General features: G+C 71.6%; 25 protein-coding genes and 1 pseudogene. 15 read left to right on the plus strand and 11 right to left on the minus strand.

The annotated features are described in order from the left end of the window. Positions 1-676: pseudogene (locus ABEB28_RS01550) on the plus strand (hypothetical protein); the annotation flags it as partial. Here the strand turns inward: ABEB28_RS01550 and ABEB28_RS01555 are convergent. After that, positions 669-2207 carry an ATP-dependent DNA ligase gene (locus ABEB28_RS01555; RefSeq protein WP_345726096.1) on the minus strand — a complete coding sequence of 513 codons (1539 nt, stop codon included), beginning with the start codon at positions 2205-2207 and terminating at the stop codon, positions 669-671. The pseudogene ABEB28_RS01550 and the gene ABEB28_RS01555 overlap by 8 nt on opposite strands. Before the next feature lie 302 nt (positions 2208-2509). Between ABEB28_RS01555 and ABEB28_RS01560 the strand changes: the two genes are divergently transcribed. The 3 genes from ABEB28_RS01560 to ABEB28_RS01570 all read left to right on the plus strand — a co-directional run bounded on the left by ABEB28_RS01560 (position 2510) and on the right by ABEB28_RS01570 (position 5543). Next, complete coding sequence (locus tag ABEB28_RS01560) at positions 2510-3979, plus strand: MFS transporter (RefSeq protein ID WP_345726097.1); 1470 nt, start codon at positions 2510-2512, stop codon at positions 3977-3979. A 196-nt stretch (positions 3980-4175) separates the two neighbouring features. Next, on the plus strand, positions 4176-4973 hold the full coding sequence (locus ABEB28_RS01565; protein ID WP_345726098.1) for a site-2 protease family protein: 798 nt from the start codon (positions 4176-4178) through the stop codon (positions 4971-4973). 150 nt (positions 4974-5123) lie between these two features. Then, on the plus strand, positions 5124-5543 hold the full coding sequence (locus ABEB28_RS01570) for an STAS domain-containing protein (protein ID WP_345726099.1): 420 nt from the start codon (positions 5124-5126) through the stop codon (positions 5541-5543). Between the two features lie 81 nt (positions 5544-5624). Here ABEB28_RS01570 and ABEB28_RS01575 read toward each other — a convergent pair whose 3' ends face one another. Beyond that, positions 5625-6830 carry a SpoIIE family protein phosphatase gene (locus tag ABEB28_RS01575; RefSeq protein WP_345726100.1) on the minus strand — a complete coding sequence of 402 codons (1206 nt, stop codon included), beginning with the start codon at positions 6828-6830 and terminating at the stop codon, positions 5625-5627. 331 nt (positions 6831-7161) lie between these two features. Further along, positions 7162-8103, minus strand: a complete 942-nt coding sequence (ligD, locus tag ABEB28_RS01580) for a non-homologous end-joining DNA ligase (RefSeq protein ID WP_345726101.1) — start codon at positions 8101-8103, stop codon at positions 7162-7164. 96 nt (positions 8104-8199) lie between these two features. On the opposite strand from ligD, the gene ku reads away from it, so the two are divergent. The 3 genes from ku (at position 8200) to ABEB28_RS01595 (ending at position 10232) form a co-directional block, all read left to right on the plus strand. Continuing rightward, entirely contained in the window at positions 8200-9222 is a 1023-nt protein-coding gene (gene ku / locus ABEB28_RS01585) for a non-homologous end joining protein Ku (protein WP_345726102.1), read from the plus strand. A 94-nt stretch (positions 9223-9316) separates the two neighbouring features. Next, positions 9317-9739 carry an STAS domain-containing protein gene (locus ABEB28_RS01590; protein ID WP_345726103.1) on the plus strand — a complete coding sequence of 141 codons (423 nt, stop codon included), beginning with the start codon at positions 9317-9319 and terminating at the stop codon, positions 9737-9739. Between the two features lie 88 nt (positions 9740-9827). Continuing rightward, complete coding sequence (locus ABEB28_RS01595; protein WP_345726104.1) at positions 9828-10232, plus strand: ChaB family protein; 405 nt, start codon at positions 9828-9830, stop codon at positions 10230-10232. A 55-nt stretch (positions 10233-10287) separates the two neighbouring features. On the opposite strand, the gene ABEB28_RS01600 is transcribed toward ABEB28_RS01595, so the two are convergent. Beyond that, positions 10288-10584, minus strand: a complete 297-nt coding sequence (locus ABEB28_RS01600) for a DUF3618 domain-containing protein (protein WP_345726105.1) — start codon at positions 10582-10584, stop codon at positions 10288-10290. Then, complete coding sequence (locus ABEB28_RS01605) at positions 10560-11021, minus strand: phage holin family protein (protein ID WP_345726107.1); 462 nt, start codon at positions 11019-11021, stop codon at positions 10560-10562. The genes ABEB28_RS01600 and ABEB28_RS01605 overlap by 25 nt, the downstream gene beginning before the upstream one ends. A 350-nt stretch (positions 11022-11371) precedes the next feature. On the opposite strand from ABEB28_RS01605, the gene ABEB28_RS01610 reads away from it, so the two are divergent. From ABEB28_RS01610 to ABEB28_RS01620, 3 genes are all read left to right on the plus strand, one after another. Next, positions 11372-11842 carry an ATP-binding protein gene (locus ABEB28_RS01610; protein WP_345726108.1) on the plus strand — a complete coding sequence of 157 codons (471 nt, stop codon included), beginning with the start codon at positions 11372-11374 and terminating at the stop codon, positions 11840-11842. Positions 11843-11885: 43 nt separating this feature from the next. Further along, entirely contained in the window at positions 11886-12758 is an 873-nt protein-coding gene (locus ABEB28_RS01615) for an RNA polymerase sigma factor SigF (protein WP_345726109.1), read from the plus strand. Between the two features lie 527 nt (positions 12759-13285). Beyond that, positions 13286-15322 carry an acyl-CoA dehydrogenase family protein gene (locus ABEB28_RS01620; RefSeq protein ID WP_345726110.1) on the plus strand — a complete coding sequence of 679 codons (2037 nt, stop codon included), beginning with the start codon at positions 13286-13288 and terminating at the stop codon, positions 15320-15322. Between the two features lie 38 nt (positions 15323-15360). On the opposite strand, the gene ABEB28_RS01625 is transcribed toward ABEB28_RS01620, so the two are convergent. Together ABEB28_RS01625 and ABEB28_RS01630 are read right to left on the minus strand one after the other, a co-directional pair. Continuing rightward, a complete protein-coding gene (locus ABEB28_RS01625; protein ID WP_345726111.1) occupies positions 15361-16158 on the minus strand; it encodes a TrmH family RNA methyltransferase in 798 nt (265 codons plus the stop codon). 1 nt (position 16159) lies between these two features. Further along, on the minus strand, positions 16160-16774 hold the full coding sequence (locus ABEB28_RS01630) for a TetR/AcrR family transcriptional regulator (protein WP_345726112.1): 615 nt from the start codon (positions 16772-16774) through the stop codon (positions 16160-16162). A 94-nt stretch (positions 16775-16868) separates the two neighbouring features. On the opposite strand from ABEB28_RS01630, the gene ABEB28_RS01635 reads away from it, so the two are divergent. From ABEB28_RS01635 to ABEB28_RS01650, 4 genes are all read left to right on the plus strand, one after another. Then, complete coding sequence (locus ABEB28_RS01635) at positions 16869-17816, plus strand: oxidoreductase (RefSeq protein WP_345726113.1); 948 nt, start codon at positions 16869-16871, stop codon at positions 17814-17816. Positions 17817-17825: 9 nt separating this feature from the next. Beyond that, positions 17826-18518 carry a maleylpyruvate isomerase N-terminal domain-containing protein gene (locus ABEB28_RS01640; protein ID WP_345726114.1) on the plus strand — a complete coding sequence of 231 codons (693 nt, stop codon included), beginning with the start codon at positions 17826-17828 and terminating at the stop codon, positions 18516-18518. Between the two features lie 101 nt (positions 18519-18619). Further along, positions 18620-19183 (plus strand): helix-turn-helix domain-containing protein, encoded by a 564-nt coding sequence (locus ABEB28_RS01645; protein ID WP_345726115.1) that lies wholly within the window; start codon positions 18620-18622, stop codon positions 19181-19183. After that, entirely contained in the window at positions 19180-20436 is a 1257-nt protein-coding gene (locus ABEB28_RS01650) for an MFS transporter (protein ID WP_345726116.1), read from the plus strand. The genes ABEB28_RS01645 and ABEB28_RS01650 overlap by 4 nt, the downstream gene beginning before the upstream one ends. A gap of 46 nt (positions 20437-20482) precedes the next feature. Here ABEB28_RS01650 and ABEB28_RS01655 read toward each other — a convergent pair whose 3' ends face one another. The 4 genes from ABEB28_RS01655 to ABEB28_RS01670 form a co-directional block, all read right to left on the minus strand. Further along, complete coding sequence (locus tag ABEB28_RS01655; protein WP_345726117.1) at positions 20483-21583, minus strand: SPFH domain-containing protein; 1101 nt, start codon at positions 21581-21583, stop codon at positions 20483-20485. Continuing rightward, entirely contained in the window at positions 21583-22017 is a 435-nt protein-coding gene (locus ABEB28_RS01660) for an NfeD family protein (protein ID WP_345726118.1), read from the minus strand. Before ABEB28_RS01660 ends, ABEB28_RS01655 begins: the two co-directional genes overlap by 1 nt. 69 nt (positions 22018-22086) lie before the next feature. Continuing rightward, a complete protein-coding gene (locus tag ABEB28_RS01665; RefSeq protein ID WP_345726119.1) occupies positions 22087-22917 on the minus strand; it encodes a DUF3097 domain-containing protein in 831 nt (276 codons plus the stop codon). 254 nt (positions 22918-23171) lie between these two features. Further along, positions 23172-23318: a GPGG-motif small membrane protein gene (locus ABEB28_RS01670; protein ID WP_376981569.1), complete on the minus strand. Its 147-nt coding sequence runs from the start codon at positions 23316-23318 to the stop codon at positions 23172-23174. A gap of 141 nt (positions 23319-23459) precedes the next feature. On the opposite strand from ABEB28_RS01670, the gene ABEB28_RS01675 reads away from it, so the two are divergent. Further along, a complete protein-coding gene (locus ABEB28_RS01675; RefSeq protein WP_345726120.1) occupies positions 23460-24254 on the plus strand; it encodes a hypothetical protein in 795 nt (264 codons plus the stop codon). The last annotated feature ends 7 nt before the right edge of the window (positions 24255-24261 follow it).

Consider the following 24261-nt stretch of genomic DNA (forward strand, 5'->3'; position numbering starts at 1 on the left):
GCCCGACGAGCGGGCCGCGGCGGCGCAGGCCGCGGAGAGCAGTGCCCACGCGCGGGCGGAGGCGGCCGAGCGGGACGCCGAGGCCCACCGGACGGCGGCGGCCGACGCCGAGCGCCGCGCCGCGCTCGCCGAGGAGCGCACCGGCCACGCCGAACAGGCGCTGGCCATGCTGCGGGATCAGCTCGACCGGCTGCGCACCGATGTGGACGCTGCGGTCGCCCGCGCCGACGCCGCGACGGCCGCCGAGCGCGACGCCGAGCGCCGTGCCACCCGCGCCGACGCCGACCGCGCCCTCGCCGAACAGGCCCGGTCGGCCACCGAGGCTGCCCGCGCCACCGCTGACCAGGCACGTCAGGCCGCGGAACAGGCCCGCGCGACGACCGAGCGAGAGCTCGCCCGAGTCACCGCCGACCACGACCGGATCGCCGCTGCCCGGGACGAGGCCGAGCGTCGACGCGACGCCGCCGACACCGCCGCCGAGTCGGTGCGGGCCGAACTCGCCGCGGCCCGCGCCGAGCTGGCCACGATCGCCGCCGAGCGGGACGCCGCGCGGGCGCAGCTCACCGCGGCGGCGGAGCACACCGAGCAGCGACTCGCCGACCTCCGGGCGTCGTACCAGGAGCGCCTGGCCGAGTACCGCGCCGAACGGGACGCCGCCCTCCGGGCCGCTAAGTGAGGTGCAGGGCGCGCACCGCCTCGAGGGTGTCGGCCTCCTCGACCCGCTTGTCGGTGCGGTAGCCCTTGACCCGGGCGAATCGGAGCGTGACGCCGCCCGGATACCGCGGGCTGGTCTGGACTCCGTCGAACGCGATCTCGACCACCAGCTCGGGTCGCACGTAGACGGTGTACGCGTCCCGGCTCACCGCGCGTTCGAGCAGGTACTCGGTCTGCCACTTCAGCATCGCGTCGGTCATGCCCTTGAACGTCTTGCCGAGCATGACGAACCCGCCCGCGTCCCCGACCAGGCCCGACGGATCCCGCGCGCCGAGGTGCAGGTTCGACAGCCATCCCCGGCGCCGCCCGTGCCCCCACTCGGCCGCGAGCACGACCAGGTCGAGGGTGTGCCGCGGTTTGACTTTCCACCAGCCCCCGCCGCGTCGGCCGGCGGCGTACGGGCTGTCCAGCGATTTCACGACCACGCCCTCGTGACCGCGGCGCAACGTCTCGGCGAGGAACTCACTCGCGTCGCCCTCCGGCACCGCCATCCGCCGGACGATGCTCTCGGCGGGAGCCACCGCGGAGAGTGCGGCGAACCGGTCGGCCGCCGGCCGGTCGAGGAGGTCGTCGCCGTCGAGGTGCAGGGCGTCGAAGAGCACCGCCGACAGCGGCGTGGCAGCCCGGGCCTTCGCGACGTCCGCGCGGCTGCCCACCCGGGACGCCGTCACCTGGAACGGTTGCGGGCGCCCGTCCGGCCGGAGCGCGATCGCCTCGCCGTCGAGCACCGCGGAGCGCACCGGGAGCGCCAGCGCCGCCTCCACGACCTCCGGCACGCGGGCGGTGATGTCGTCCAGGCTGCGGGTGACGACGAGCACCTCGGCGCCGTCCCGGTGGACCTGGACCCGGGCTCCGTCGAGCTTCTCCTCGACCGCGGCCGCGCCGGCCCGGGCCAGCGCGTCGGTCAGGTCTTCGGCGGGCTGGGCCAGCATCGGCGCGAGTGGACGCCCGACCTGGAGCCGGAACTCGGCGAGCCCGTCGGCGCCTTCGCGGAGCGCGGTCTCGGCCACCGCACGGAGATCACCGCGGAGCAGCAACGCCCGTCGCAGTGCGGGCAGCGGCAGACCGGTGGCGGTCGCGACCGCGTCGGCCATGACGCCGGCCAGCGCGCCCTGCCGCACCTCTCCGACCAGTAGCGCGCGCAGGAACGTCTGCTCTTCCCTGGTCACCCGGGCGAACAGCGCCGCCAGTGCCGCCCGGCGCGCCGTCTGCGAGCCAGGGCCGGCCAGCGCGCCGATCTCGGCGAACGTGGCGTCCACCGCCGTCACGGTCAGGCTGGGTTCGTCGGCCGCGGCGTCGGGCAGGTCGCGCAGCGCGGCCCAGCCGACACCGATCTGCCGCTGCCGCAGTTCACCACAGAGCCAGGCGACGCCGGGCACCACCTCGTCTCCGGACAGCTGCCGGAGACACGCGGCCAACCGCTCGACCTTGGCCTTGCGTGAGCTGACCGCGGCGACGTCCCGCCCGGTCGCGGCGATGTCGGCGAGAAGCATGGCTCATTCTCGCTCCCGGCACCGACAGTTCACGCCACCGCGCCGGACGAGAACGGCCCTCCGGACGAGAAGATGCGGAAGATTATTGCTGGCCGTTGAAGGAGCATTACCAGGCGCATCGCCCGAGAACGGACCGGATCGCAGGGAACGAACGCGAACGACCCTGAGTTCCGCAGGATTTACCCGAAGTTCCGTTGGGTAGGACACCTCCCAGTTCCCTGGGGAGGTGGACGATGGCGTCGACTGAAGCGACCAATGCACAGCAATCCGAAAGAACATTCCGGAGTTTGGTCCCAGCTCGGATGGACCGCCTGCCGTGGTCCCGTTTCCACTGGATGGTGGTGATCGCGCTAGGCGTCACCTGGATCCTCGACGGTCTGGAGATCCAGATCGCGTCCACGGTGGCCGACAAGCTCACGGAGGAGGGCACGCTCGGGCTCTCCGCTCAGCAAGTGACGCTCTCCGCGTCGGTCTACCTCTTCGGTGAGGTCGTCGGCGCGCTGTGGTTCGGCCGATTGGCCGACCGGCTCGGGCGCCGGAAGCTCTTCCTGATCACCCTGACGCTGTACTTGGTCGCCAGTGGCCTCACCGGCTTCTCCGTCACGTTCTACGAGTTCCTACTGTTCCGCTTCCTCGCCGGTATGGGCATCGGTGGTGAGTACGCGGCGATCCACTCGGCGATCGACGAGCTGATCCCGTCGCACTACCGCGGCCGCGTCGACCTGGCGATCAGCGGCACGTACTGGGGTGGCGCCGCAATGGCGTCCGCCGCGCAGATCGTGTTCCTGAACCCGGACTTCTTCTCCGACAACATCGGCTGGCGGCTCGGGTTCTTCCTCGGCCCGCTGATCGGTCTGGCGATCTGGCCGCTCCGCCGGCACATCCCGGAGAGCCCTCGCTGGATGATGACGCACGGCCAGGAGGTGGAGGCCGAACGCACGGTCGACCAGATCGAGGAACAGGTCCGGGCCAGCGGCAAAGAGGTCGAGCCGGTCCCGGAGTCGGAGGCCAGCGAGGTCAAGCCGCATCCGCCGGTCACCTACCGGCAGATCGCCCAGATCATGTTCAAGCAGTATCGGAGCCGGACGATCCTCGGCTTCGCGCTGATGACCACGCAGTCGTTCCTCTACAACGCCATCTTCTTCACCTACGCGCTGGTGCTGGGGACGTTCTATGACGTGGACAGCGGCACGATCCCGTACTTCTTCTTCCCGTTCGCGATCGGCAACCTGATCGGGCCACTGGTCCTCGGCCCGTTCTTCGACACGATCGGCCGGCGGAAGATGATCGGCGGGACGTACCTCTTGTCCGGCACCCTGCTGGCGATCACCGGGTATCTGTTCTACGCGGAAGTCCTGACCGCGGTGACGCAGACGATTCTCTGGTGCATCATCTTCTTCTTCGCCTCGGCGGCGGCCTCGTCCGGGTACCTGACGGTCAGCGAGATCTTCCCGCTGGAGCTGCGGAGCCAGGCGATCGCGTTCTTCTTCGCGATCTCCCAGTTCTTCGGCGGTGTGATCGCGCCGTCGCTGTTCGGCGCGCTGATCGGCGAGGGTGAGAGCCGCGGGCCGCTGTTCGGCGGCTACTTGCTCGGTGCCGGCCTGATGATCATCGGTGGTCTGGTGGCGTTCTTCCTCGGCGTCGACGCCGAACGGAAGTCGCTGGAGTCGATCTCGAAGCCGCTGGGCATCGTGAAGACCCGGGTCGCCGACGGGGTGTCGAGCACCGGGGAGGGCGGTTCCCCGACCACCCGACCCGCCGACGGCGTCTGACGAGGATCGGGGGCGGCTACCGGGCACCCGGCGGCCGCCCCCGATCGTTGTCCGGGACGCCGGTGACCATGGCCCCCGGACGGGGGCACGGTCACCCGTGCCCGGCAGAACGTGCGCGGGCGAGGCAGGATGGACGAATCGGCACCGTTCCGCCGCACGGCGGGGACGCCGGGCCCATACCGAGATTGGGAGAACCGTGACCGGAGCGACCGGAGAGCCGGTACGCCAGCAGCGGACCACCGCGGCGAACCGGTGGCCGAGCCCGCTCTTCGTCGGCCTCGTGCTCACCACCGTGGTGTCCGGTTGGGCGCTCTGGACCGGCTACGGATCGGCCGGGCTGTTCGCGTTCCTGTTCGTCGCGGCCGCGTGGGTCGTCTCGCTCTGCTTGCACGAGTTCGCGCACGCGGTCGTGGCCTTCCGGGGCGGCGACCGGTCGGTGGCCGAGCGCGGGTACCTCACGCTGGATCCGCTCAAGTACACGCACTTCGCGTACAGCATCCTGCTACCTCTGCTGTTCGTCCTGCTCGGCGGCATCGGGCTACCGGGCGGCGCGGTGTTCATCGATCGTCGGCACCTGCGCAGCCGCCTGACCAACAGCCTGGTCTCGCTGGCCGGCCCGCTGACGAACATCGGTTTTGCCGCCGCGCTCGCGATCGCGCTCGCGGGGTGGGGCGCCGACGACGTCGCGCACATCGATTTCTGGGCCGCGGTGGCGTTCCTGACGTTCCTCCAGGTCACCGCCGCGGTGCTGAACTCGCTGCCGGTGCCGGGCCTGGACGGCTTCGGAGTGATCCAGCCGTACCTGTCGAACAAGGTGCTGCGGAAGGTCGCGCCGATCGCGCCCTACGCGGTGCTGATCCTGTTCGTGATGCTCTTCATCCCACCGGTGAACCGGGCATTCTTCAGCATCGTTGTCTGGTTCTTGGAACTGCTGGGCGTACCGGGGTGGCTCGCCGACTTCGGACAGACCCTGTTCCGGTTCTGGTTGGGGTGAAACCTCCAACCTGGGATCGAGATGTGGGTCTACTGAGAGAAAGATAAGGGAGGCGCGATGACCGTCCGTTACGTGACTAGACTGCTCGCGTGACCGACCGGAAGTGCGACAGCACAGATGTACCAAGCCGTACAAGGAAGGTCGGGTTCCATGCGTGAGCGTCAGGGTCGGGCTGCCGGAGCACGGAGCGCCGCCCGGTCCAAGCCGGAGAGCTTTGGCCGGCTCCGGGTCACCGTCGACGACCGCGAGCACTACGCGCTGGTCACGGTCGCGGGCGAGGTCGACGTCACCACCGGCTCGCAGTTGCGCGAGCCACTCCACGAACTGGTCGAGCAGCGCAAACACCGGCACGTCGTCGACCTGCGCGAGGTCACCTTTCTGGACTCGACCGGGCTCGGCATCCTGGTGAGCGACCACAAGCGACTGCGTGATCGCGACGGGTCCCTGCACGTCGTGGTGACCACGCCGGGGATCGTCGCGCGGGTGTTCCGCCTGACCGGCGTCGACCGCGTGGTTCCCCTGGTAGACACCATCGAAGAAGCCGAAAAAGCCCTAGTTGCGGCTTCGTGAGTTGGGAAACTGCACGCGCCTGACGGCGCTCTGAGGCACTGCGTGCCGTGCGGCGGACGCTCGGCGAGCGTCCGCCGTTCGTCAACCTGCTGCCGCCTCTACCGGGTCGGGAGCGTTCTCGTCGTCGGCCGTGCGGGGAGCCGTGAGGTCGAACTCCGCCCACACGGCCTTTCCGCCGGGCACCGCCCGCGCTCCCCACCGCGCCGCCACCCGGCGCACCAGGAACAGCCCGCGCCCGCTCTCGGCGTCCGCGTCGGCGATCCGCGGCCGGGGCATCGCCGGCTCCCGGTCGAACACCTCGATGACGATGCGGTTCACCGAGCGGCGCAGCCGCAGCTGCTCCGCCGCGCCGCCGTAGAGCAGCGCGTTCGCGACCAGCTCGGACACGGCCAGCACGATGTCGTCCCGCACCAGCGGCGGCAGCTGCCACGTGCTGAGCACGCCGTAGCAGAACGCGCGCGCCCGACGCGTCGGGTCCTCACCCTCGCCGAGCTCCAGCTCGATCACCCGCACCGGCCCGACCGTCAACCCGGTGGGCCAGCCGGCGGCCAGCACCGTGCCCCCTGGCGCACCGGCCAGCGCCGCGTCCGCGGCCGCCACCGGCTCGGTTACGCCGTCCACCGCGGTGGCCAGCGCGGGCGCCACGACGTCCACGGAGGGCGTCGCGGACGCCACGTCCGGGTCGATCGCGAAGCCACCGGTGGCGAACTGCACGTCGTCGGCGAGCTCCGCCGGGAGCGCGATCACCACCGTGCCGCCGGGCGGGACCGCCACGGTCTGCTCGCCGTAGGACGCGCTCACGCTCACGAACCCGCCGAGCGGGCCGCCGTCGGGCGCGGGCGGCGCCACCGCTGCCCCCTTGACCGGCGAGATCACCGGCCCCGGGTGCCCGGCCTGCGCGAAGCAGAACGCCCCGTCGACCGGGTCGAAGACGCCGTAGAGGAGCCGGGCGCGGAACGGCTCGTCCCACTCGGCCACCAAGGCATCGAGGTAGCCGAGCGCCTCGGCGGGCGCCAGGTCGACGCGGGCCATCGCCCTGGCCGCCATCCGCACGTGACCAGCGAGGCGCACCGCGGCCGCGTCGCCGTCGGCGGAACCGTCGGAGAGCGCGCGTCCGGAGATCAGGACCGTGCGCCCGGCCGCGGCCGGCAGCGCCTCGCACCAGGCGCGCGGGTCGGAGACTCGGAGCTCGACGACGAGGTCACCGTGGGCGGGGCCGGACCCCGTCGGCTCGGACGGCGAGGGTTCGGCGGCGAAGCCGACGGCCGCCGTGTCGACCGGCGTCACGATCGCGCTCCGCGCACACTGAGCTCGCCAACGGTCATGGTCAGGGTCTCCTCCTGTACCCAGCGTGTCCTCACGCCGACCTCCGGTTCCCGCCAAGCCTAATGGCCCCGCGCGAAAGTCGTGTCGGACCTCCCGCACCGCACCCCGTTCCGAGCGTTCGCCGGGATCGGCGCGGACGTGCCGGAACGGAAGAGGCCGATGGTGGGAGCCTCGTGTGCCTGCCGGGACCGCGACGTGACGACGGTGTCACTGCGGGCGAACGACGGCTCGGATTATCCTCGCCGGGGACCGCAGTGCAAGGCCGAGCGGTGCGGAGTCGGTCGGTCATCGATCACCGCCGGGGTAGCGCCGGACGGTCGTCGCCCAGCAGTTCGGCGAAGAGATCACCCTCGTCGGCGGCGCGCGCCAGCACTTCGTCGAACGCGAACACCAGCTCCTCCGGGCGGCGGCACGCGGCCACCTCGTCCCAGTGCAGCGGAGTGGAGACCGTGGGAGCCGGGCGGGCCCGCAGCGAGTAGGGCGCCACGGTGGTCTTCGCGGTGTTGTTCTGGCTCCAGTCGATGAACACCTTGCCCGGGCGCAGCGACCTCCGCATCACCGACGTGACGTGCTCCGGGTCCTCCCGCTCCAGCTGCTGCGCGACCGCCTTCGCGTAGTCCGACGTACGGCCCCACTCCACCGGCTTGATCCGGGCGTAGACCTGCATGCCCTTCGATCCGGACGTCTTGGCCACGGCGACCAGCCCTTCGGCGTCCAACACCTCACGGAGCCGCAGTGCGACGGCGCAGCACTCGACGACGGTGGCAGGCGCGCCCGGATCGAGGTCGAAGACGAGCAGGTCGGTGCCGCGGACGCCGCCACGGGGACCGACCTGCCACTGCGGGACGTGGAGCTCGATCGAGGCGAGGTTCGCGAGCCAGACCAGGGTGGCCAACGCGTCACCGTCGTCGGTGGGCAGCACGATGTAGTCGATCTCGTCCCGGTTCTTCGTGCTGCCGGGCGCAGGTAGGCGCTCGGTGCGCAGCCAGTCCGGAGCGCCGTTCGGCACGTTCTTCGCGAAGAAGCCCTGCCCGGCTACCCCGTCGGGGTAACGCTTCAGCGAGAGCGGACGACCGGCCAGATGCGGCAACAGAACGGGCGCGATCCGCGAGTAATAGTCGATCACCTCACCTTTCGTCGTACCGGTCTCCGGGTAGAGAATCTTGGAGAGGTTCGACAAGGCGAGTTGACGCCCGGCGACCGCAACGGTCGTTGTTGCCGATGCATTCGCCACGCCGACACCTCCACGCTGGACTTCCCCCCGGCGGTAAACGCACAGTAGTCCCGTCGATCCTTCGACCAGTTCGATTACCCACAGGGGGCACCGGCAATGCGTGCGATCTGGAAGGGCGTCGTGTCGTTCGGGCTCGTCACGATCCCGATCAAACTTTTCTCCGCGACCGAGCAGCACGACGTCCAGCTCCGGCAGGTGCACGCGGCGGACGGCGGGCGGATCCGGTACCGCCGCGTCTGCGAAGCCGAGGACGTCGAGGTGCCCTACAGCGAGATCGCCAAAGGCTACGAGCTGCCGGACGGACAGGTCGTCGTGCTCGACGACGAGGACTTCGAGAAGCTGCCGATCGCGTCCGGGCGAAACATCGACGTCCAGAAGTTCGTCCCGTCCGAGCAGGTCGACGGGCTGTACCTGTCGAAGGGTTACTTCCTGCAGGCCGACGGACCGGGCGCGAAGCCGTACGTGCTGCTCCGCGAGGCGCTGGAGCGGGCGGGCACGGTGGCGCTGGTGAAGGTCGCGCTCCGGCAGCGAGAGGCGCTGGCGCTTCTCCGCCCCTACGGCGATGTCCTGCTGCTGCAGACGATGCTCTGGCCGGACGAGATCCGCGATCCGGCCGAACTCGCCCCGGATCAAGACATCTCGGTCCGTCCGCAGGAGATGCAGATGGCCGAGTCGTACATCCAGACGCTCACCGGCGACCTGGACATGGACGAGTTCAGCGACGACTACGCGGTGGCGCTCCGCGAGGTCGTGGACGCGAAGATCCAGGGCCACGAGGTGACCCAGCCGGAGGCACCGTCCGAGAGCGGCGGCGCCGTGCTGGACCTGATGGCGGCGCTGGAGGCGAGCGTCGCGGAGGCCAAGCGAGCCCGTGGTGAGGCGGTCGGCGAGACCCGTCCGGCCGCGAAGAAGACGCCGGCCAAGGCGTCACCGCAGAAGAGCGCGCCCCGCAAGGCGGCGCCCAAGAAGGCTGCGGCCTCCGCCTCCTCCGGATCCGCGGGCACCCGTAAGTCCACCGCGAAAAAGACGGCGACCAAGTCGACGGCGAAGAAGACCGCCGCGAAGTCCACCACGGCCCGAACCACCACGAAGGGCACAAGCCAGCGCAAGACCGCCTGACGCAGTGCGGTTTACTCCCGAGTGCCTTCCGGCCTCCCACGCAGCGATGCGCGGTCCGGGCTAGGGTTCAGGGCAGCGATGGAGGGAGTACGTAATGGTCGACCCCGCTGGTTCGGCGGCCCCAGAACGGAGCGGTGCCGCGACCGGTGCGCTCGGTGATGCGACGGACGCGGTCCTCTCGGTGGAACAGGTACCGCCGACGGACGACGGGCGGCAGGTGGTACGGGTCGGCGGCGAGATCGACATGCTCACCGCACCCCGGCTGCGCGACGCCCTGACCCCCGTGGTCGCGGTGCCGGGCTCGGACGTCGTGCTGGATCTCGACGCGGTGACGTTCCTCGGCTCGAACGGGCTGGGCGTGCTGGTCGAGCTGTCGCAGCAGGCCGAGGCGGTCGGGACGAGGTTCCGGCTGGTGTGCGCGAACCGCACCGTCAGCCGTCCGCTGACCCTCACCGGCCTGGACCAGGTCCTCGACTTCTACGAGTCGTACGGCGACCTGCCTCCTGCCGGGAGCTGAGCCAACCGATCGTCTCCTCGGGGCGGTTTCGCCACGACCACTGCGGGAACACCGTGGTGGTCGGCGAACCCGCCCCGAGGAGGTTGTGATGCCTGGCCGCGAGGAGCTGCCGTCCACGCTCGCGCGCTCGCCGAAGAAGGCGCAGGAGACGTGGGTGAAGACGCACGACTCGGCCGTCGAGACGTACGGCGAGGGTGAGCGCGCTCACCGCACGGCGTTCGGCGCTGTGAAGCACTCTTTCGAGAAGGTCGGCGACCACTGGGAGCCGAAGGAGCAGAAGGGTCCGTCGGACGCTCAGTCGGCGCGGACCGGCGCGGCGGCGCGGCGCGGCGGCAAGACCGCCGAGGGTGTCGACGCGAACGCGTCCAAGGCCCATCTGCTGGACGTCGCCCGCAGGCTGGAGATCCGGGGCCGGTCGAAGATGACGAAGAACGAGCTCGTCGAGGCGATCAAGGCGGCCAACCGGAAGCAGACCGCTGCGGCCCGCCGGTAGGCCGTCCGGGCCCCCCGCCCCGAGCCGAGAGCGGGGTTGCCCAGCGTCACGGGGGTCAGTGGCGGGCGCGGATCCGCCAGAGCACGGTGGCGAGCGTCAGCACGGTCAAGCCGGCGCCGATACCGAGCACGGCAGGGCGACTGAGGGCCTGGTCGCGCCCGTTGCGCAGCAGCGGAGCCACCGCGGCGACCGCTTCCGCCGAGACCCGCTTCGCCTCACTCGCGACCCGGTCGACCTGGCGCTGGGCCACTGCTCGCGGCCTGACCCGCGCCACCAGCTCGTCGACGTCCCGCCGCAGCTGCTCGCGGGCGAACGCGATGTCGCGTTCTAACTCTTCAGGTCGCGGACCCACCGCACATCCTCCTTCACCGCTTCGATCGCCTGTGTCGGCATCGGCTTCACCCGACGCAGTCGCACTGCACCGAACAGGCCGGCTATCCCGGCGATCACCGCCCAGACACCGGCGACGATCAGCGCGGCCCAATAGCCTGCCATCACCTCACTGAGCGCGTACACGGCGGCGAGGGAGAGCAACGGAACGATCATCAGCGCGGCACCCGCGGCGATCGCCAAGCCGGCGACGCCGACCACCGCCTTCTGGGCCTCCAGCCGCAACTCCGCCTTCGCCAGCGCGATCTCGTGCCGCACGAGACTGGAGACGCCGGCGGCGACATCGTTGACCAGCTGTCCGATCGACGGTTCCCGGGCCCGCTCGACCGCGGGCCGGGTCCCGTTGGCCCGACCTCCGTCAGTACTGTTGACCGTCTTCGTACCGGTTTCCGACGTCACCACTGCCATCCTCCCCACCGCGGCCGGCCGCTGCGCGGCGCACGTAGCCGCCCGTGCGGCGCGCGGAGCCTGTACCCGCTGGCCAGCACCGTCAACCCCGACGCGTTCGGCGTCCACCCTGCCATGGCCGGGTCCGGCTTCCCAGGACGAAGTCGTGTTCCGGGCCGGAGTCGCCGCCCGGCGGGCCGTCCGCTCCGGGCCGATCGCCCGTCCGCGGCCGGGGAGCGGTAGGTTCGGGCCAGCATCGGCGGGGTAAGCCCGCGTGTGCCGGTGGCCCGATCCCCTCGCGCCCCGGCCGCCACCCGGCTTCCCCACCGGGTTCGACGACGGTGTGATGAGGAGCGAGCTAGATGGCGGTGCCCGAACGGACCAGCTCGGAGCCGGCTGCGGCCCCACCTGCCCCTGACGCGGCGGGAAGCAACTCGCTGGCCCCGGACGACGCGGGCAGCGACATCGAGCTGACCTTGCCGGCGGATCCGGTCCACGTGCCGGTCGCCCGTGCCCTCGCGGCCGACCTGGCGGTCCGGCTCGACTACGACCTGGACGAGGTGTCCGACCTGCGGATGGCCGTCGACGAGGCGTGCGCCGAACTGGTGGCGAAGGCCGCGGGCCCTGGCCGCCTGCGGTGTGTGTTCCAGGTCGACGAGGACGCGCTGCGGGTCACGGTGTCGGCCAGCACGAAGGACGGCGCGACGCCCGGCCAGAACACGTTCGGCTGGCGCGTGCTGACCGCGCTCGTCGACGAGGTGACCGCGTGGGCGAGCGGGGACAACATCGTCCACATCAAGCTGGTCAAGTACCGACTCGAGGCGCACGCGTGAACGACCGCGCATCCGCGCGGTACCCCGAACGGGGGGCCGCGGTATGACCGCGCCGCGGAGTGAACAGCCACCGGCTGCGGTCGAGGAAACGACGGCACCCGCGCCCGCGGAGACGACGCTGACCGAGGTCGACGCCACCGCGGTGGCGGACGCCCGGTCGGAGTCGCGCCGGGAGGCGGCGGCGCTGTTCGCGGAGATGGCCTCGCTGCCGGAGGGCTCCGCGCGTCGGCAGACCATCCGCGACGAGCTCGTGACGATGCACCTGCCGCTCGTCCGGCACCTGGCGCGACGGTTCAACAACCGGGGCGAGCCGCTCGAGGACCTGGTCCAGGTGGCGACGGTCGGTCTGATCAACTCGGTCGACCGGTTCGACGCCGAACGCGGCGCCGACTTCCTCTCGTACGCGGTGCCGACCGTCGTCGGGGAGATCAAGCGACACTTCCGTGACCACGGCTGGGCAGTGCGGGTGCCGCGTCGGCTCAAGGAGCTGCACCTGTCGCTCACCGCGGCCACCGCGGAGCTGTCCCAGCGCAACGGACGCGCGCCGAACGCGTCGGAGCTGGCCCAGCACCTGAATCTCTCGCGGGAAGAGGTCCTCGAAGGGCTGGAGGCCGCTAACGCCTACCGCAGCTCCTCGCTGGACGACCCGGTGCGCGGCGACGGTGAGATGCCGACGCTCGCCGAGACGCTCGGCGACGAGGACGCGGCGCTGGAGCACGTCGAGTTCCGCGAGTCGCTGCAGCCGCTGCTCGCGCAGGTGCCGCCGCGGGAGCGGAAGATCCTGATCCTGCGGTTCTTCGGCAACATGACGCAGTCGCAGATCGCCGAGCGGATGGGGATCTCGCAGATGCACGTGTCGCGGTTGCTGTCCCAGACGCTCGCGAAGCTCCGCGAGCGCCTGCTCGTCGACGAGTAGACCCGCATCTCCGACGGCGGCCCCGGCCCAAAAGCCGGGGCCGCCGCTGTGCGCCGCGCTGCGAGCCCACCCCGAGCACCGCCCGCCCACCGCGCCCCGTTCCACCGCCGCGCAACGCCGCCGCCCCGCGCAACGCTGCCGCGCCGCTCGCCCGCCGCCCCGCCAGGCAGATATTCGGGAAGCGCACCCCACGCGGCGCCTCGCCGGGTGGATTTTCGGAACACCACCTCACCGAGCGCCCGGACAGGTGGTCTTTCGGGAAAACCACCTCACGCCGCCCCGCGCCGGGCGAGCCTTCGGGAAAGCCCCACGCCAGCGCCCCGCTGGGCGGGCGCGGGGCCACCACCGCCGCCCGCCCAGTGGCGGGCTTTCGGGAAATGACGCACCGTGCCGCGTCGGCGGGTCGGAGCGGATATCGCCGAAGGTGTGGCGCGCGTCACGTCGCAGGGGCAGAGTGGTTACCGGCAGGTAACACAAAGTCGGCAAAGACCGGCAGCGTTCCAAGCCGGTCAAGGCAGGAGATGCCCATGACCACTGACGACCGCGTGCACCCTGACCCCGCGGCCCCGCCCGCCGGTGCCAGGCCGGCGAGCGCAGGTCCTCCGGAGGGGTCGGCGACAGCAGCCGCGCCCGCCGCAGCGGGTCCCGTGCCGGCCGAAGCCGGAAGCGCGCCGACCGAGCGGGAATCACGTCAGGTCGCCGAGGCGGCCCGCCAGACCGAGTGGACCAAACCGAGCTTCGCCAAGGAACTGTTCCTCGGACGGTTCCCGCTCGACCTGATCCACCCCGAGCCCCGCCCGTCCGACGAAGCCCGCAAGGTCGGCGAGGAGTACCTCGCACAACTACGCGAGTTCCTCAGCGGCGTCGACGCGGCCGCGATCGAACGCGACGCCTGCATCCCGGACGACGTCATCAACGGTCTGAAGGAACTCGGCGCGTTCGGCATGAAGATCTCGACCGCGTACGGCGGCCTGGGCCTGACCCAGGTCTACTACAACAAGGCGTTGATGCTGGTCGGCTCGGTCAACCCGGCGCTGGGTGCGATGCTCTCGGCGCACCAGTCGATCGGTGTACCGCAGCCGGTCGCGCTGTTCGGCAACGAGGAGCAGAAGCAGCAGTTCCTCCCCCGCTGCGCCCGCACCGACATCAGCGCGTTCCTGCTCACCGAGCCCGACGTCGGCAGCGACCCGGCCCGGCTGGCGTGCGCAGCGGTGCCGGACGGTGACGACTACGTCCTCGACGGCGTCAAGTTGTGGACCACGAACGGCGTCGTCGCCGACCTCCTCGTCGTCATGGCGCGGGTCCCGAAACACGAGGGCGGACGCGGGGGCATCACCGCGTTCGTCGTCGAGGCGGACTCCCCCGGCATCACCGTGGAGAACCGCAACGCCTTCCTCGGCCTGCGCGGCCTGGAGAACGGCGTCACCCGCTTCCACCAGGTCCGCGTGCCCAAAGCGAACCGCATCGGACGCGAGGGCGAAGGTCTGAAGATCGCGCTGACCACCCTCAATACGGGTCGGCTCTCGCTCCCGGCGATCTGCGCCGGAACCGCGAAGTGGTCGCTGAAGATCGCCCGTGAGTGGAGCAACGCCCGGGAGCAGTGGGGCCGTCCGGTCGGCAAGCACGACGCGGTCGCCGGCAAGATCGCGTTCATCGCCGCCACCGCGTTCGCCTTGGAGGCCGTGCTCGACCTGACCAGCCAGCTGGCCGACGAGAAGCGCAACGACATCCGCATCGAAGCGGCGCTGGCGAAGCTGTACGCGTCGGAGATGGGCTGGCTGGTCGCGGACGAACTCGTCCAGATCCGGGGTGGCCGGGCCTACGAGACGGCCGCGTCGCTGGCGGCGCGTGGTGAGCGCGCGGTGCCGGTCGAGCAGTCACTGCGCGACCAGCGGATCAACCGCATCTTCGAGGGCTCGACCGAGATCATGCACCTGCTGATCGCCCGCGAGGCGGTCGACGCCCACCTCTCGGTGGCCGGCGACATCATCGATCCGGACGCCACGCTCGGCGCGAAGGGCAAGGCGGCGGCGCAGGCCGGGAAGTTCTACGCGGGCTGGCTGCCGACGTTGGCGGTCGGCCCGGGCCAACTGCCCAACTCGTTCGCCGAGTTCGGCCCGCTCGCCCGGCATCTGCGGTACGTCGAGCGGTCGAGCCGCAAGCTGGCCCGGCAGACGTTCTACGGCATGTCGCGCTGGCAGGGGCGGCTCGAGCACCGGCAACGGTTCCTGGCTCGGATCGTCGACATCGGAGCCGAGCTGTTCGCGATGAGCGCGGCGTGCGTGCGGGCGGCGTCGGCGAAGGCCGAAGGGCCGCAGCGCGGGGCGACCGCGATGGAGCTGGCGGACGCGTTCTGCCGGCAGGCGACGGTGCGCGCCGACGCCCTGTTCGAGGCGCTCTGGACGAACAGCGACGACACCGACCGGAAGCTGGCCGACCGGGTACTGGACGGCCGGTACCGGTGGCTGGAGGAGGGCATCCTCGACCCGTCCGACGACGGTCCGTGGATCATGCCCGCCGACCCCGGCCCGTCCACGAAGGAGAACGTCCACCGCACGATCTGACCCACGAAGCGCGGCACCCGGACGGCGCGTGCCGGGCGCTACTCCGGCGCGAGTGCGTAACAGGCGACGGCGGCCGCGGCGGCCACGTTCAGGCTGTCGACGCCGCGGTGCATGGGGATCCGCACCCGGGCGTCGGCCGCGGTCAGCACCGTCCCCGACAAGCCGGGCCCCTCCGCACCGAGCAGCAGCGCCGGACGTCGGCGCTGCTGCTCGGTGAGCTTCCGCAGGCTGATCGCGTTCGGGTCGGGGGTCAGTGCGAGCAGCGTGAACCCGGCCGCCCGCACCAGGTCGAGCCCGGCCGGCCAGGGATCCAGCCGGGCGTACGGCACCGCGAACACCTCGCCCATGCTCACCCGAACGCTGCGCCGGTAGAGCGGGTCGGCGCAGGAAGGGCTGAGCAGGATCGCGTCCATGCCCATCCCGGCCGCGGCGCGGAAGATCGCTCCGACGTTCGTGTGCGTGTTGACGTCCTCCAGGATCAGCACCCGCTGCGCCGCCGCGAGCACGGCCGCCGGGTCGAGCGGTGCCGGACGGTGCACGGAGCCGAGTACTCCGCGGTGGACGTGGAAGCCGGTGATCGCCTCCAGCACCGGCGGCGTCGCGGCGTAGAGCGGCACGTGCGGGGCGATCTCGGCGACCTGGTCGACCCGCTTGGCGTCCACCAGCAGGGAGCGGAGCGCGTACCCGGCCCGCACCGCACGCCGCAGGACCAACTCGCCCTCGGCGATGAACAGTCCGTGCGGTGGTTCGAAGGAGGTACGCAGGGCGACGTCGGTGAGCGCGCGGTAGTCCGCGATCCGTGGGTCGTCCGGGTCGGTGATCTCGGTGGCCAGCACGTCAGCGATTCTCGGTGTCACCCGCGGACGGCTGCGAAGCGGGCTGTGCGGTCGGCCGCAGACCGGCCCGGACGATCGCGATCAACCGGTCCCTGGCGGCTGGATCGGCGGTGTCCCGCTCCCGCGCCAGGCACCCGGCCAGGAGCGCCTTGACGTCCGCGAAGTCGACGTCGCCCCGGACGGCACCGGCGTTCTGAGCGGCCGTGAGAAGTCGGTGGAAATGCTCGTTCAAGTCGTATCCGGTCGCCGCCGCGGCAGCGTCGATATCGAAGCCCGCACCGATCAACGCGTCGGCGAGGCCCCGGTCGAGCGCTCCGGCGGCGGCCATCACCTCGAAGAACGCGAAGAACGCGTCGGCGGGATCGTGCTCGGCCTCGATCGTCCGCGCCTGCGTGACCAGCCGCTCCACCCGGGCCGAGACGATCGCCTGGAACAGGCTCTCCTTGGTCGGGAAGTGGCGGCTGACCGTGCCGGTTCCGACGCCCGCCCGCCGGGCGATCTCGTGCACCGGCACCGCGAGCCCTTCGGCCGCGAACGCCTCGATCGCCACCTCGAGCACCCTCGCCCGGTTCCGCCGGGCATCCGCCCGCAGCCCGCGCTCGCCCGGATCAGGCACACGTCCTCCACTCCTAGACAACCGGGATGGCTGTCCCGTATCGTCGAAGCGGGATAGCCGTCCCGATTCTACCGGCATCTCTTGGAGGCTGGCCATGCCCCGCACCGCCCGCTGGACCGCCACCGACATCCCGGACCTGACCGGACTGACCGCCGTCGTCACCGGCGCCAACGTCGGCCTGGGCTTCGAGACCGCACGCCTGCTCGCCGCTCGTGGCGCCACCACGGTCCTCGCCTGCCGCGACGTCGCCAAGGCCGATGCCGCTGCCGACCGGATCCGGGCGACGACCACCGCACCGACCTCGACGGTCGCGCTCGACCTGGCGTCGCTCGCGTCCGTCCGGTCGGCAGCCGACACCCTCCGTGCCCGACACCCCCGCCTCGACCTGCTGATCAACAACGCCGGCGTTGGCCTCTCGCCGCCGAAGCGCACGGCCGACGGCTTCGAGATCCACCTCGGCACCAACCACCTGGGGCACTTCGCGCTGACCGGGCTGCTGCTCGACCGACTGCTCGAGACGCCCGGATCCCGGGTCGTGACCGTGAGCAGCCTCGGCCACAAGCGGGGCCGAATGCACTTCGACGACCTGCAGCTGACGGCGCCGCACTCACCGTTCGTGGCCTACGTCCAGTCCAAGCTGGCCAACCTGCTCTTCACCTACGAGCTGCAGCGCCGGTTGGCCGCGGCCGGCGCGGAAACGATCGCGCTCGCGGCGCACCCCGGCAACGCGTACACCGCCTTCACCCGGCACATGCGCCCCTGGCAGCAGGCGATCGCGAGTCCCCGGCTGCGCCTGCTCAACGGGTGGCTGCTCCAGCCCGCGGAGATCGGCGCACTGGCCGCCGTGCGGGCGGCGGTCGACCCGGCGGCCCGGGGCGGCGAGTACTACGGCGCGCCCGGACGCCAGGGCTTCACCGGCTATCCGGAGGCGGTCCGCTCCAGTCGCCGGTCGTACGACGAGGCCGACCAGCGACGTTTGTGGGACATCTCGACGGAGTTGACCGGGGTGGCGTACCGGTTCGCTCCGGCGTCGATCGGGTAAACGCATCCAGTGCCTTATCCGCTGCCACCCGCCAAGGACGCGTTCGACGCGACGCTCGCGCGGCTCGACACGCTCCTCGGCGAGATCACCGATCAGCAGCTGCTCGCACCGAGCCGGTGCCACGGCTGGGCGGTCTGCGACGTCCTCGCGCACCTGCACCTGGGCCTCCAGGAGGCGATCACCGCGTTCGCCTACCGGGTGGACACCCCGGCCGACACCGACTTCGCGCAGTACTGGCGCGGCGGGCCGGCCGACCCGCCCACGGCCGATCGGGACGCCGAGATCGCCCAGATCCGGTTCGCCCGCCTATTGGCGTCGGCCTACGGACGCCCGAGCGGCCTGCTGCGCCACCTCCGCCCGACGGTCGACGCGCTGCGGCGGTTCGTCGCAGCCGCCGACGACGGACAGCTCGCGTTCCAGCAGCGCGTCCTGCCGGTCGGCGACTTCGTGGTGACCTGGGCGGTCGAGGTCGCGATCCATCACCTGGACGTGCTCGTCGAGCTACCGGAGCTCCCCGAGCCGGCACCGGACGGGCTGGCGCTGGTGGCTGCCACGCTGGACCGGCTGCGTGGGACGAGTGACCGCCCCGGCGGTTGGGACGAGACCACGTACGCGCTCAAGGGCGCCGGTCGGCTACCGCTCAGCGACGCCGAGAGGGCCGAGCTGGGTGCGACGGCCGAGCGCTTCCCGATCCTCGGCTGAGGCTGAGGCGGCCGGGCACCCGTACCGAGCTCCGACCCCGCGCACCGGGGGTTTCCAATAACCGTTTGACTACCCACGGCACGCACCCCATAGTTTCCAACATGTCTTTGGAGTCCCCCGGCGGCGAATCGCGCGACCCGGTCACCGAGCTCCGCGCGGTGGCCCACCCCCTGCGGTTGCAGATCCTCTCGCTCCTCACCGGTGCGCCGATGACCGCGACCGAGGTGGCCCAGGAACTCGGCACCACACACGCCAACGCCAGTTACCACCTGCGCAAACTACTGGCGCTCCCCGCCGTCGTCGTCGAGTCGGAGGGCGGCCCGGGACGTGGCGGGCGCAAACGCTACCGGTACGACGTCGAGCGCGCGGCCGCCCGCCCAGCGGCCACCGCACGCCCGGTCGACGCCCAGCGCGGCCTCTTGCTGGCCATGGCCGAGGAACTCAGCCGCCGCGCCGGGCTGCTCTCCGCTGACGGCGGACCGGGCGATCAGACCGACGCCGAACTCTGGGTCACGCCCGACGACTGGGAGGCGGTCGTCTCGACGGTCCGGGACGCGACGCTGGCCCTGCACCGGGCCGCCAAACCACCGCGCGCCCCCGGAACGATCCGGGTGAACGCGACCATCGCGCTGTTCCGGATGCAGCAACCCGAGGCGGGGTTGTGAGAGCCGCACTCGACCCGCTGCGGCACCAGGCCTTCCGGCGCCTGCTCGCCGGACGGACGATCACGACCGTGGGCAACGCGGTCGCGCCACTCGCCCTCGCGTTCGCCGTCCTCGACCTGACCGACTCGGTCACGATGCTCGGTCTGATCGTCGGCGCGCGCTCGCTCGCCAACGTCGCGTTCCTCCTGCTCGGCGGCGTCCTCGCCGACCGCTTGCCGCGCCACTGGGTACTCGTCGGCAGCAACGTGCTGAGCGGCCTGACCCAGGCCGTGGTCGCCGTGCTGGTCCTGACCCACACCGCGCACGTCCCGGCGCTGGTCGTGCTCTCCGTGCTGAACGGCGCGCTGGCCGCGATCAGCCTGCCCGCCTCCGCGGCGCTCACCCCGCAGACCGTCCCGTCCGAGATCAGGCAGCAGGCCAACGCGGTGATCCGGCTGGGCGCGAACGCCGCGATGATTCTCGGCGCGGCGGCCGGTGGCGCGCTGGTGGCGGTCATCGGCCCCGGCTGGGGTCTCGCGGTGGACGCTGCGACGTTCCTCGTCTCCGGTGCCGTGTTCGCCGGACTCCGGGTGCCGCCGGTCGCGGGCTCGTCCGGCGCCGGCGTGCTCACCGACCTGCGCGAGGGCTGGACGGAGTTCACCGCGCGCACGTGGGTCTGGGTGGTGGTCGCCGCGTTCACGGTGATCAACGCGACGATCGGCGTGATGCAGGTGCTCGGCCCGGCGGTCGCGGACACCACGATCGGACGGGGCGGGTGGGGGCTCGTGCTCGCCGCGGAGACCGTAGGGATGGTGATCGGCGGGCTCTTCGCGCTCCGATCGCGCTCCCGGCGACCGCTGCTGGCCGCGATGCTCTGGATCGCGGTCTCGCCTCTTCTCCTGATCGGGTTGGGGATCGCGCCCTACCTGCCGCTGTTGATCGCGATCGGTGTGCTCTGCGGCATCGGCGTCGAGCAGTTCAGCGTCGCCTGGGAGACGAGCATGCAGCAGCACATCCCGCCGGAGCGGCTGGCGCGGGTGTACTCGTACGACATGCTCGGGTCGTTCCTGGCGATCCCGGTCGGCGAGATGGTGGCCGGCCCGATCGCGGGCGGCGTCGGGACGACCGCGACCCTGCTCGGCGCCGCCGCGCTGGGGCTCACCGCCGCACTCGCCGCGGCGGCCACCCCGAGCGTGCGCCGCCTGCGCCGCGAGGCTCCCACCCCGCCCGCGGTCGTCTCCGCCAGCGCGACGGCGACGACGGGCGCGGCCTGACACAGCGGTGCCCACCCCGTCCGTGCGGGGTGGGCACCGATCGAACCTAGAGCGGGCGGCTACCGCCGGGCGTGCTCGCCTCCGCCGCCGCCACCGCCTCAGCTGCGGCCCGGGCCGCAGCCTCCGCCGCGGCCTCCGCTTCGGCGCTCTGTTCGGCGCTGACCGACGCCGGGGCCGCCGGCGGGGTGGCGACGACCGACTGAGCCGGCGCCTCGACCGACGGCGTCGAGGCCTGACCGTTCGCCGACGCTGCGCTGGGCGCGGCCGGTGCGCCGCCGGGCGTGAACGCATTGCTGAAGCCCTCGAGCGCCTTGCCCAGTTCGGACGGGACGATCCAGACCTTGTTGGCGCTGCCCTGCGCGATCTGCGGCAGCATCTGCAGGTACTGGTACGAGAGCAGCTTCTCGTCCGGGTTGCCGGCGTGGATCGCGGCGAACACCGTCTCGATCGCGCGGGCCTGGCCCTCGGCGGTCAGCACCCGGGCTTCCCGATCGCCCTGCGCCCGCAGGATCGCCGACTGCTTCTCGCCCTCCGCGGTGAGGATGTGGGATTGCTTGACGCCCTCGGCGGTGAGGATCGCGGCCCGCCGGTCGCGCTCGGCCCGCATCTGCTTCTCCATCGAGTCCTGGATCGAGTGCGGCGGATCGATCGCCTTCAGCTCGACCCGGTTGACCCGGATGCCCCACTTGCCGGTCGCCTCGTCGAGCACACCGCGAAGCTGCCCGTTGATCTGGTCCCGGCTGGTCAGCGTCTCCTCGAGGTTGAGACCACCGATGACGTTCCGCAACGTGGTGACGGTCAGCTGCTCGATCGCCTGGATGTAGTTGGCGATCTCGTAGGTGGCCGCCCGCGGGTCGGTGACCTGGAAGTAGATCACCGTGTCGATGCTGACGACGAGGTTGTCCTCGGTGATGACCGGCTGCGGCGGGAACGAGACCACCTGCTCGCGGAGGTCGATCAGCGGACGCACCTTGTCGACGATCGGCACGACCACCGTCAACCCCGGCGTCAGGGTCCGGCTGTAGCGGCCCAGCCGCTCGACGACCGCCGCACGGGCCTGCGGAATGATCCGGACTGCGCGGCCCAGCACGAACAGGACCACCAGGATGATGATCGCGAAAACGATGAGGACAACGGTGTTGTCCATCAGGGCTGCCTCCAGACGAGCGCGGTCGCGCCCTTCACTTCGACCACCTGGACCGTCTGGCCAGGTTCGATCACCTGCGTACTGTCGAAGGCGCGCGCGGTCCACTGCTCGCCGCCGATCTTGACCAGGCCGTGGTGCTCGTCGACCGCCTCCAGGACCAGTGCGTCCGCACCGCGAATCGCGTCGATGCCGTGCTTCACCGGATCCTTGGCGATCTCGAGCTTGCGCTTGGCCAGCGGCCGGATCACGACCAGCGAGGCGACCGACACCAACGCGAATACCAGTGCCTGCAGCAGCAGCGGGCTACCGAGGCCCGCGGCGGCGGCAGCGGCCAGCGCACCGCTGGCGAACATGACCAGCACGAGGTCGAGAGAGAAGATCTCGGCGACGAGCAGGCCCACAGCGACGATCAGCCAGATCACCCAGGCGCTCACACATCAAGCATTCCACGCCTCCGCACCCCTGGCGCGAGACCTGATAACGATCTGATGTTCGAGCGCCGGCTAACGGACATCCGTCCCGTAGACATCGGCCGTTACGTGGTCGATGAGGCGTTCGACGGCGCCGAGGAGTTCGGTCTCCAAATCGGCGTAGCTGTGCACGGATGCCTGGATCCGGCGCCACATCTCCTGCGGGTCGGCGACGCCGAGGGCGTCGCACACGCCCTGCTTCCAGTCCTGCCCCTTGGGGACGCTCGGCCAGGCGGCGATGCCCAGCGCCGACGGCTTCACGGCCTGCCAGATGTCGACGAACGGGTGGCCGGTGACCAGCACGTGCGGAGAGCTGATCTCGGCGACGATCCGGCTCTCCTTGCTGCCAGGGACCAGGTGGTCGACGAGCACGCCCAGCTTGCGGTCGGGGCCCGGACCGAAGGCCCGGATCAGCGCCGGCAGGTCGTCGACGCCGTGCAGCGGCTCGACCACGACGCCCTCGATCCGCAGATCCTCGCCCCACACCCGCTCGACCAGAGCGGCGTCGTGCACGCCCTCCACGTAGATCCGGCTGGCCTTGGCGACGCGGGCGCGCACCTTCTCCACCGCGACCGAGCCGGACGCGGTGAGGCGCGGCGCACTGCTCTGGGTCGGCACGGGCCGGACCAGCGTCACGGGTTCGCCGTCGATCAGGAAGCCGGCCGGCGAGAGCGGGAAAACGCGCCGGTTGCCGAACCGGTCCTCCAGCGTGACCGCGTCCTTCGCGCAACTGATCACCGCACCACAGAACCCCGAACCGGCCTCCTCGACCACGAGGTCCGGCTCGGCGTCGACCGTGGGGATCGTCCGGCGCTTGCGCCAATCACCGGAGAGCACGTCGTCGCGATAGTCCTTACTGCGCACGGGCGGCAGAATAGCGACGCCTCGCCGCCTGCGCCCGTCGACGCGCCGGGGTTTCCCGGCACCCGGTAGTCCGATGTAGACACGCCTGATCCCCCGGGCGGCTGGCCGCTCGGGGGATCATCAGACGGGGGTTGTGGGGGTTAGTGGGGGTTATCAGGGGGTTGTGGGGATCCGGCCCTCGCGGGCCGGGGGGCGCCGTGNCGGGGGGGCGCCGTGTCCAGCGGGTCGGTTACACCGGTCCCGCAGGACACGGCCTATCCGAAGATGCTGTAACCACCGGGGCCGACGAGCAGGCCGACGATGATGAGGACGATGCCCCAGAGGAGGTCGCCCTTGACGATCCGGAAGATCCCTAAGATCACGAGGATCGCCGCAATGATGGTGAGCAGGATGCCGATCATGGGGGTCTGGTAGCCGATCCCCCCGATCTCTAAACCGGACTCAAATCACGCTTACCCGATGCTCATCGTGGGCATCGTCCCCCGCTCGGGCAGGCACAACGCTCTGCGCCGGCCGGGCCGAGCGCGGGCTAGGCTCGTCGCGTGCTTCACCAGCAGATCCCCGCACCGCCGGGGCAGCGCAGCGCAACGCTCGCGGCCTGGGTCCGCTCGTGGCGCGCCGGGCTGGTCTCGTTCGACGAAGTTCTGGACGAGGCGACCGGCGGCGAAGAGCACCTGGTCCGCCATCCGGACGGCACCGAGGAGTCCCTGGCCGCCGCGCTGATCGAGCTCGCCGCGTCGTCCCGGGTGTCGCCGGACGCGGTACGGGTCGTGCTGCCCGCGGCCGGAGACCCCCGCGGCCTGCCCGGTCCCGGACCGTTCAGCTCGGCCGCGCTGGTGGCCGGCGAGGGTGTCGTACTGGGCGCCTCGGGCTTGGTGCCGGAGCCGGACGCACCGTCGACCGCCCACCTCGATCCGGCCGACCGCTGGGCGGGGACGCGCTGGCTGGCGAATCCGCTGCCGGTAGCGCCGGTGCCGGCCGAGCCGCTGACGCTGGCGGAGGCCGACCACGACCTGACGATGGCGCTCACCGAGACGATCGGCGCGCTCCGCGAACTGGACGTCGCCCGGCTCCCCCCGGGGTTGGCGCGCGGCCTCGCGTCGCTGCGTGGCGAGGACGGCGCCGGACCGTCGCTACCGATCGGGTACGGCCCGCGGGCCCGGCGCCTGTCCGCACGGGCGACGACGATCGCGGGTGTGCTCGCGCTGGCCTCCGCGGACGCGTCCGGAGCGGCGGTGAACGCGTACGAGACCTCGGCCCGGGACGCGGCGCTCCGTCCGCTCGCCACCGCCGCCCGCCGCGCCCGCGCAGCCGCGGTCAACAGCCCGCTGGAGTAACGGGCCT

It is taken from the genome of Cryptosporangium minutisporangium, assembly GCF_039536245.1.
Classification (GTDB): domain Bacteria; phylum Actinomycetota; class Actinomycetes; order Mycobacteriales; family Cryptosporangiaceae; genus Cryptosporangium; species Cryptosporangium minutisporangium.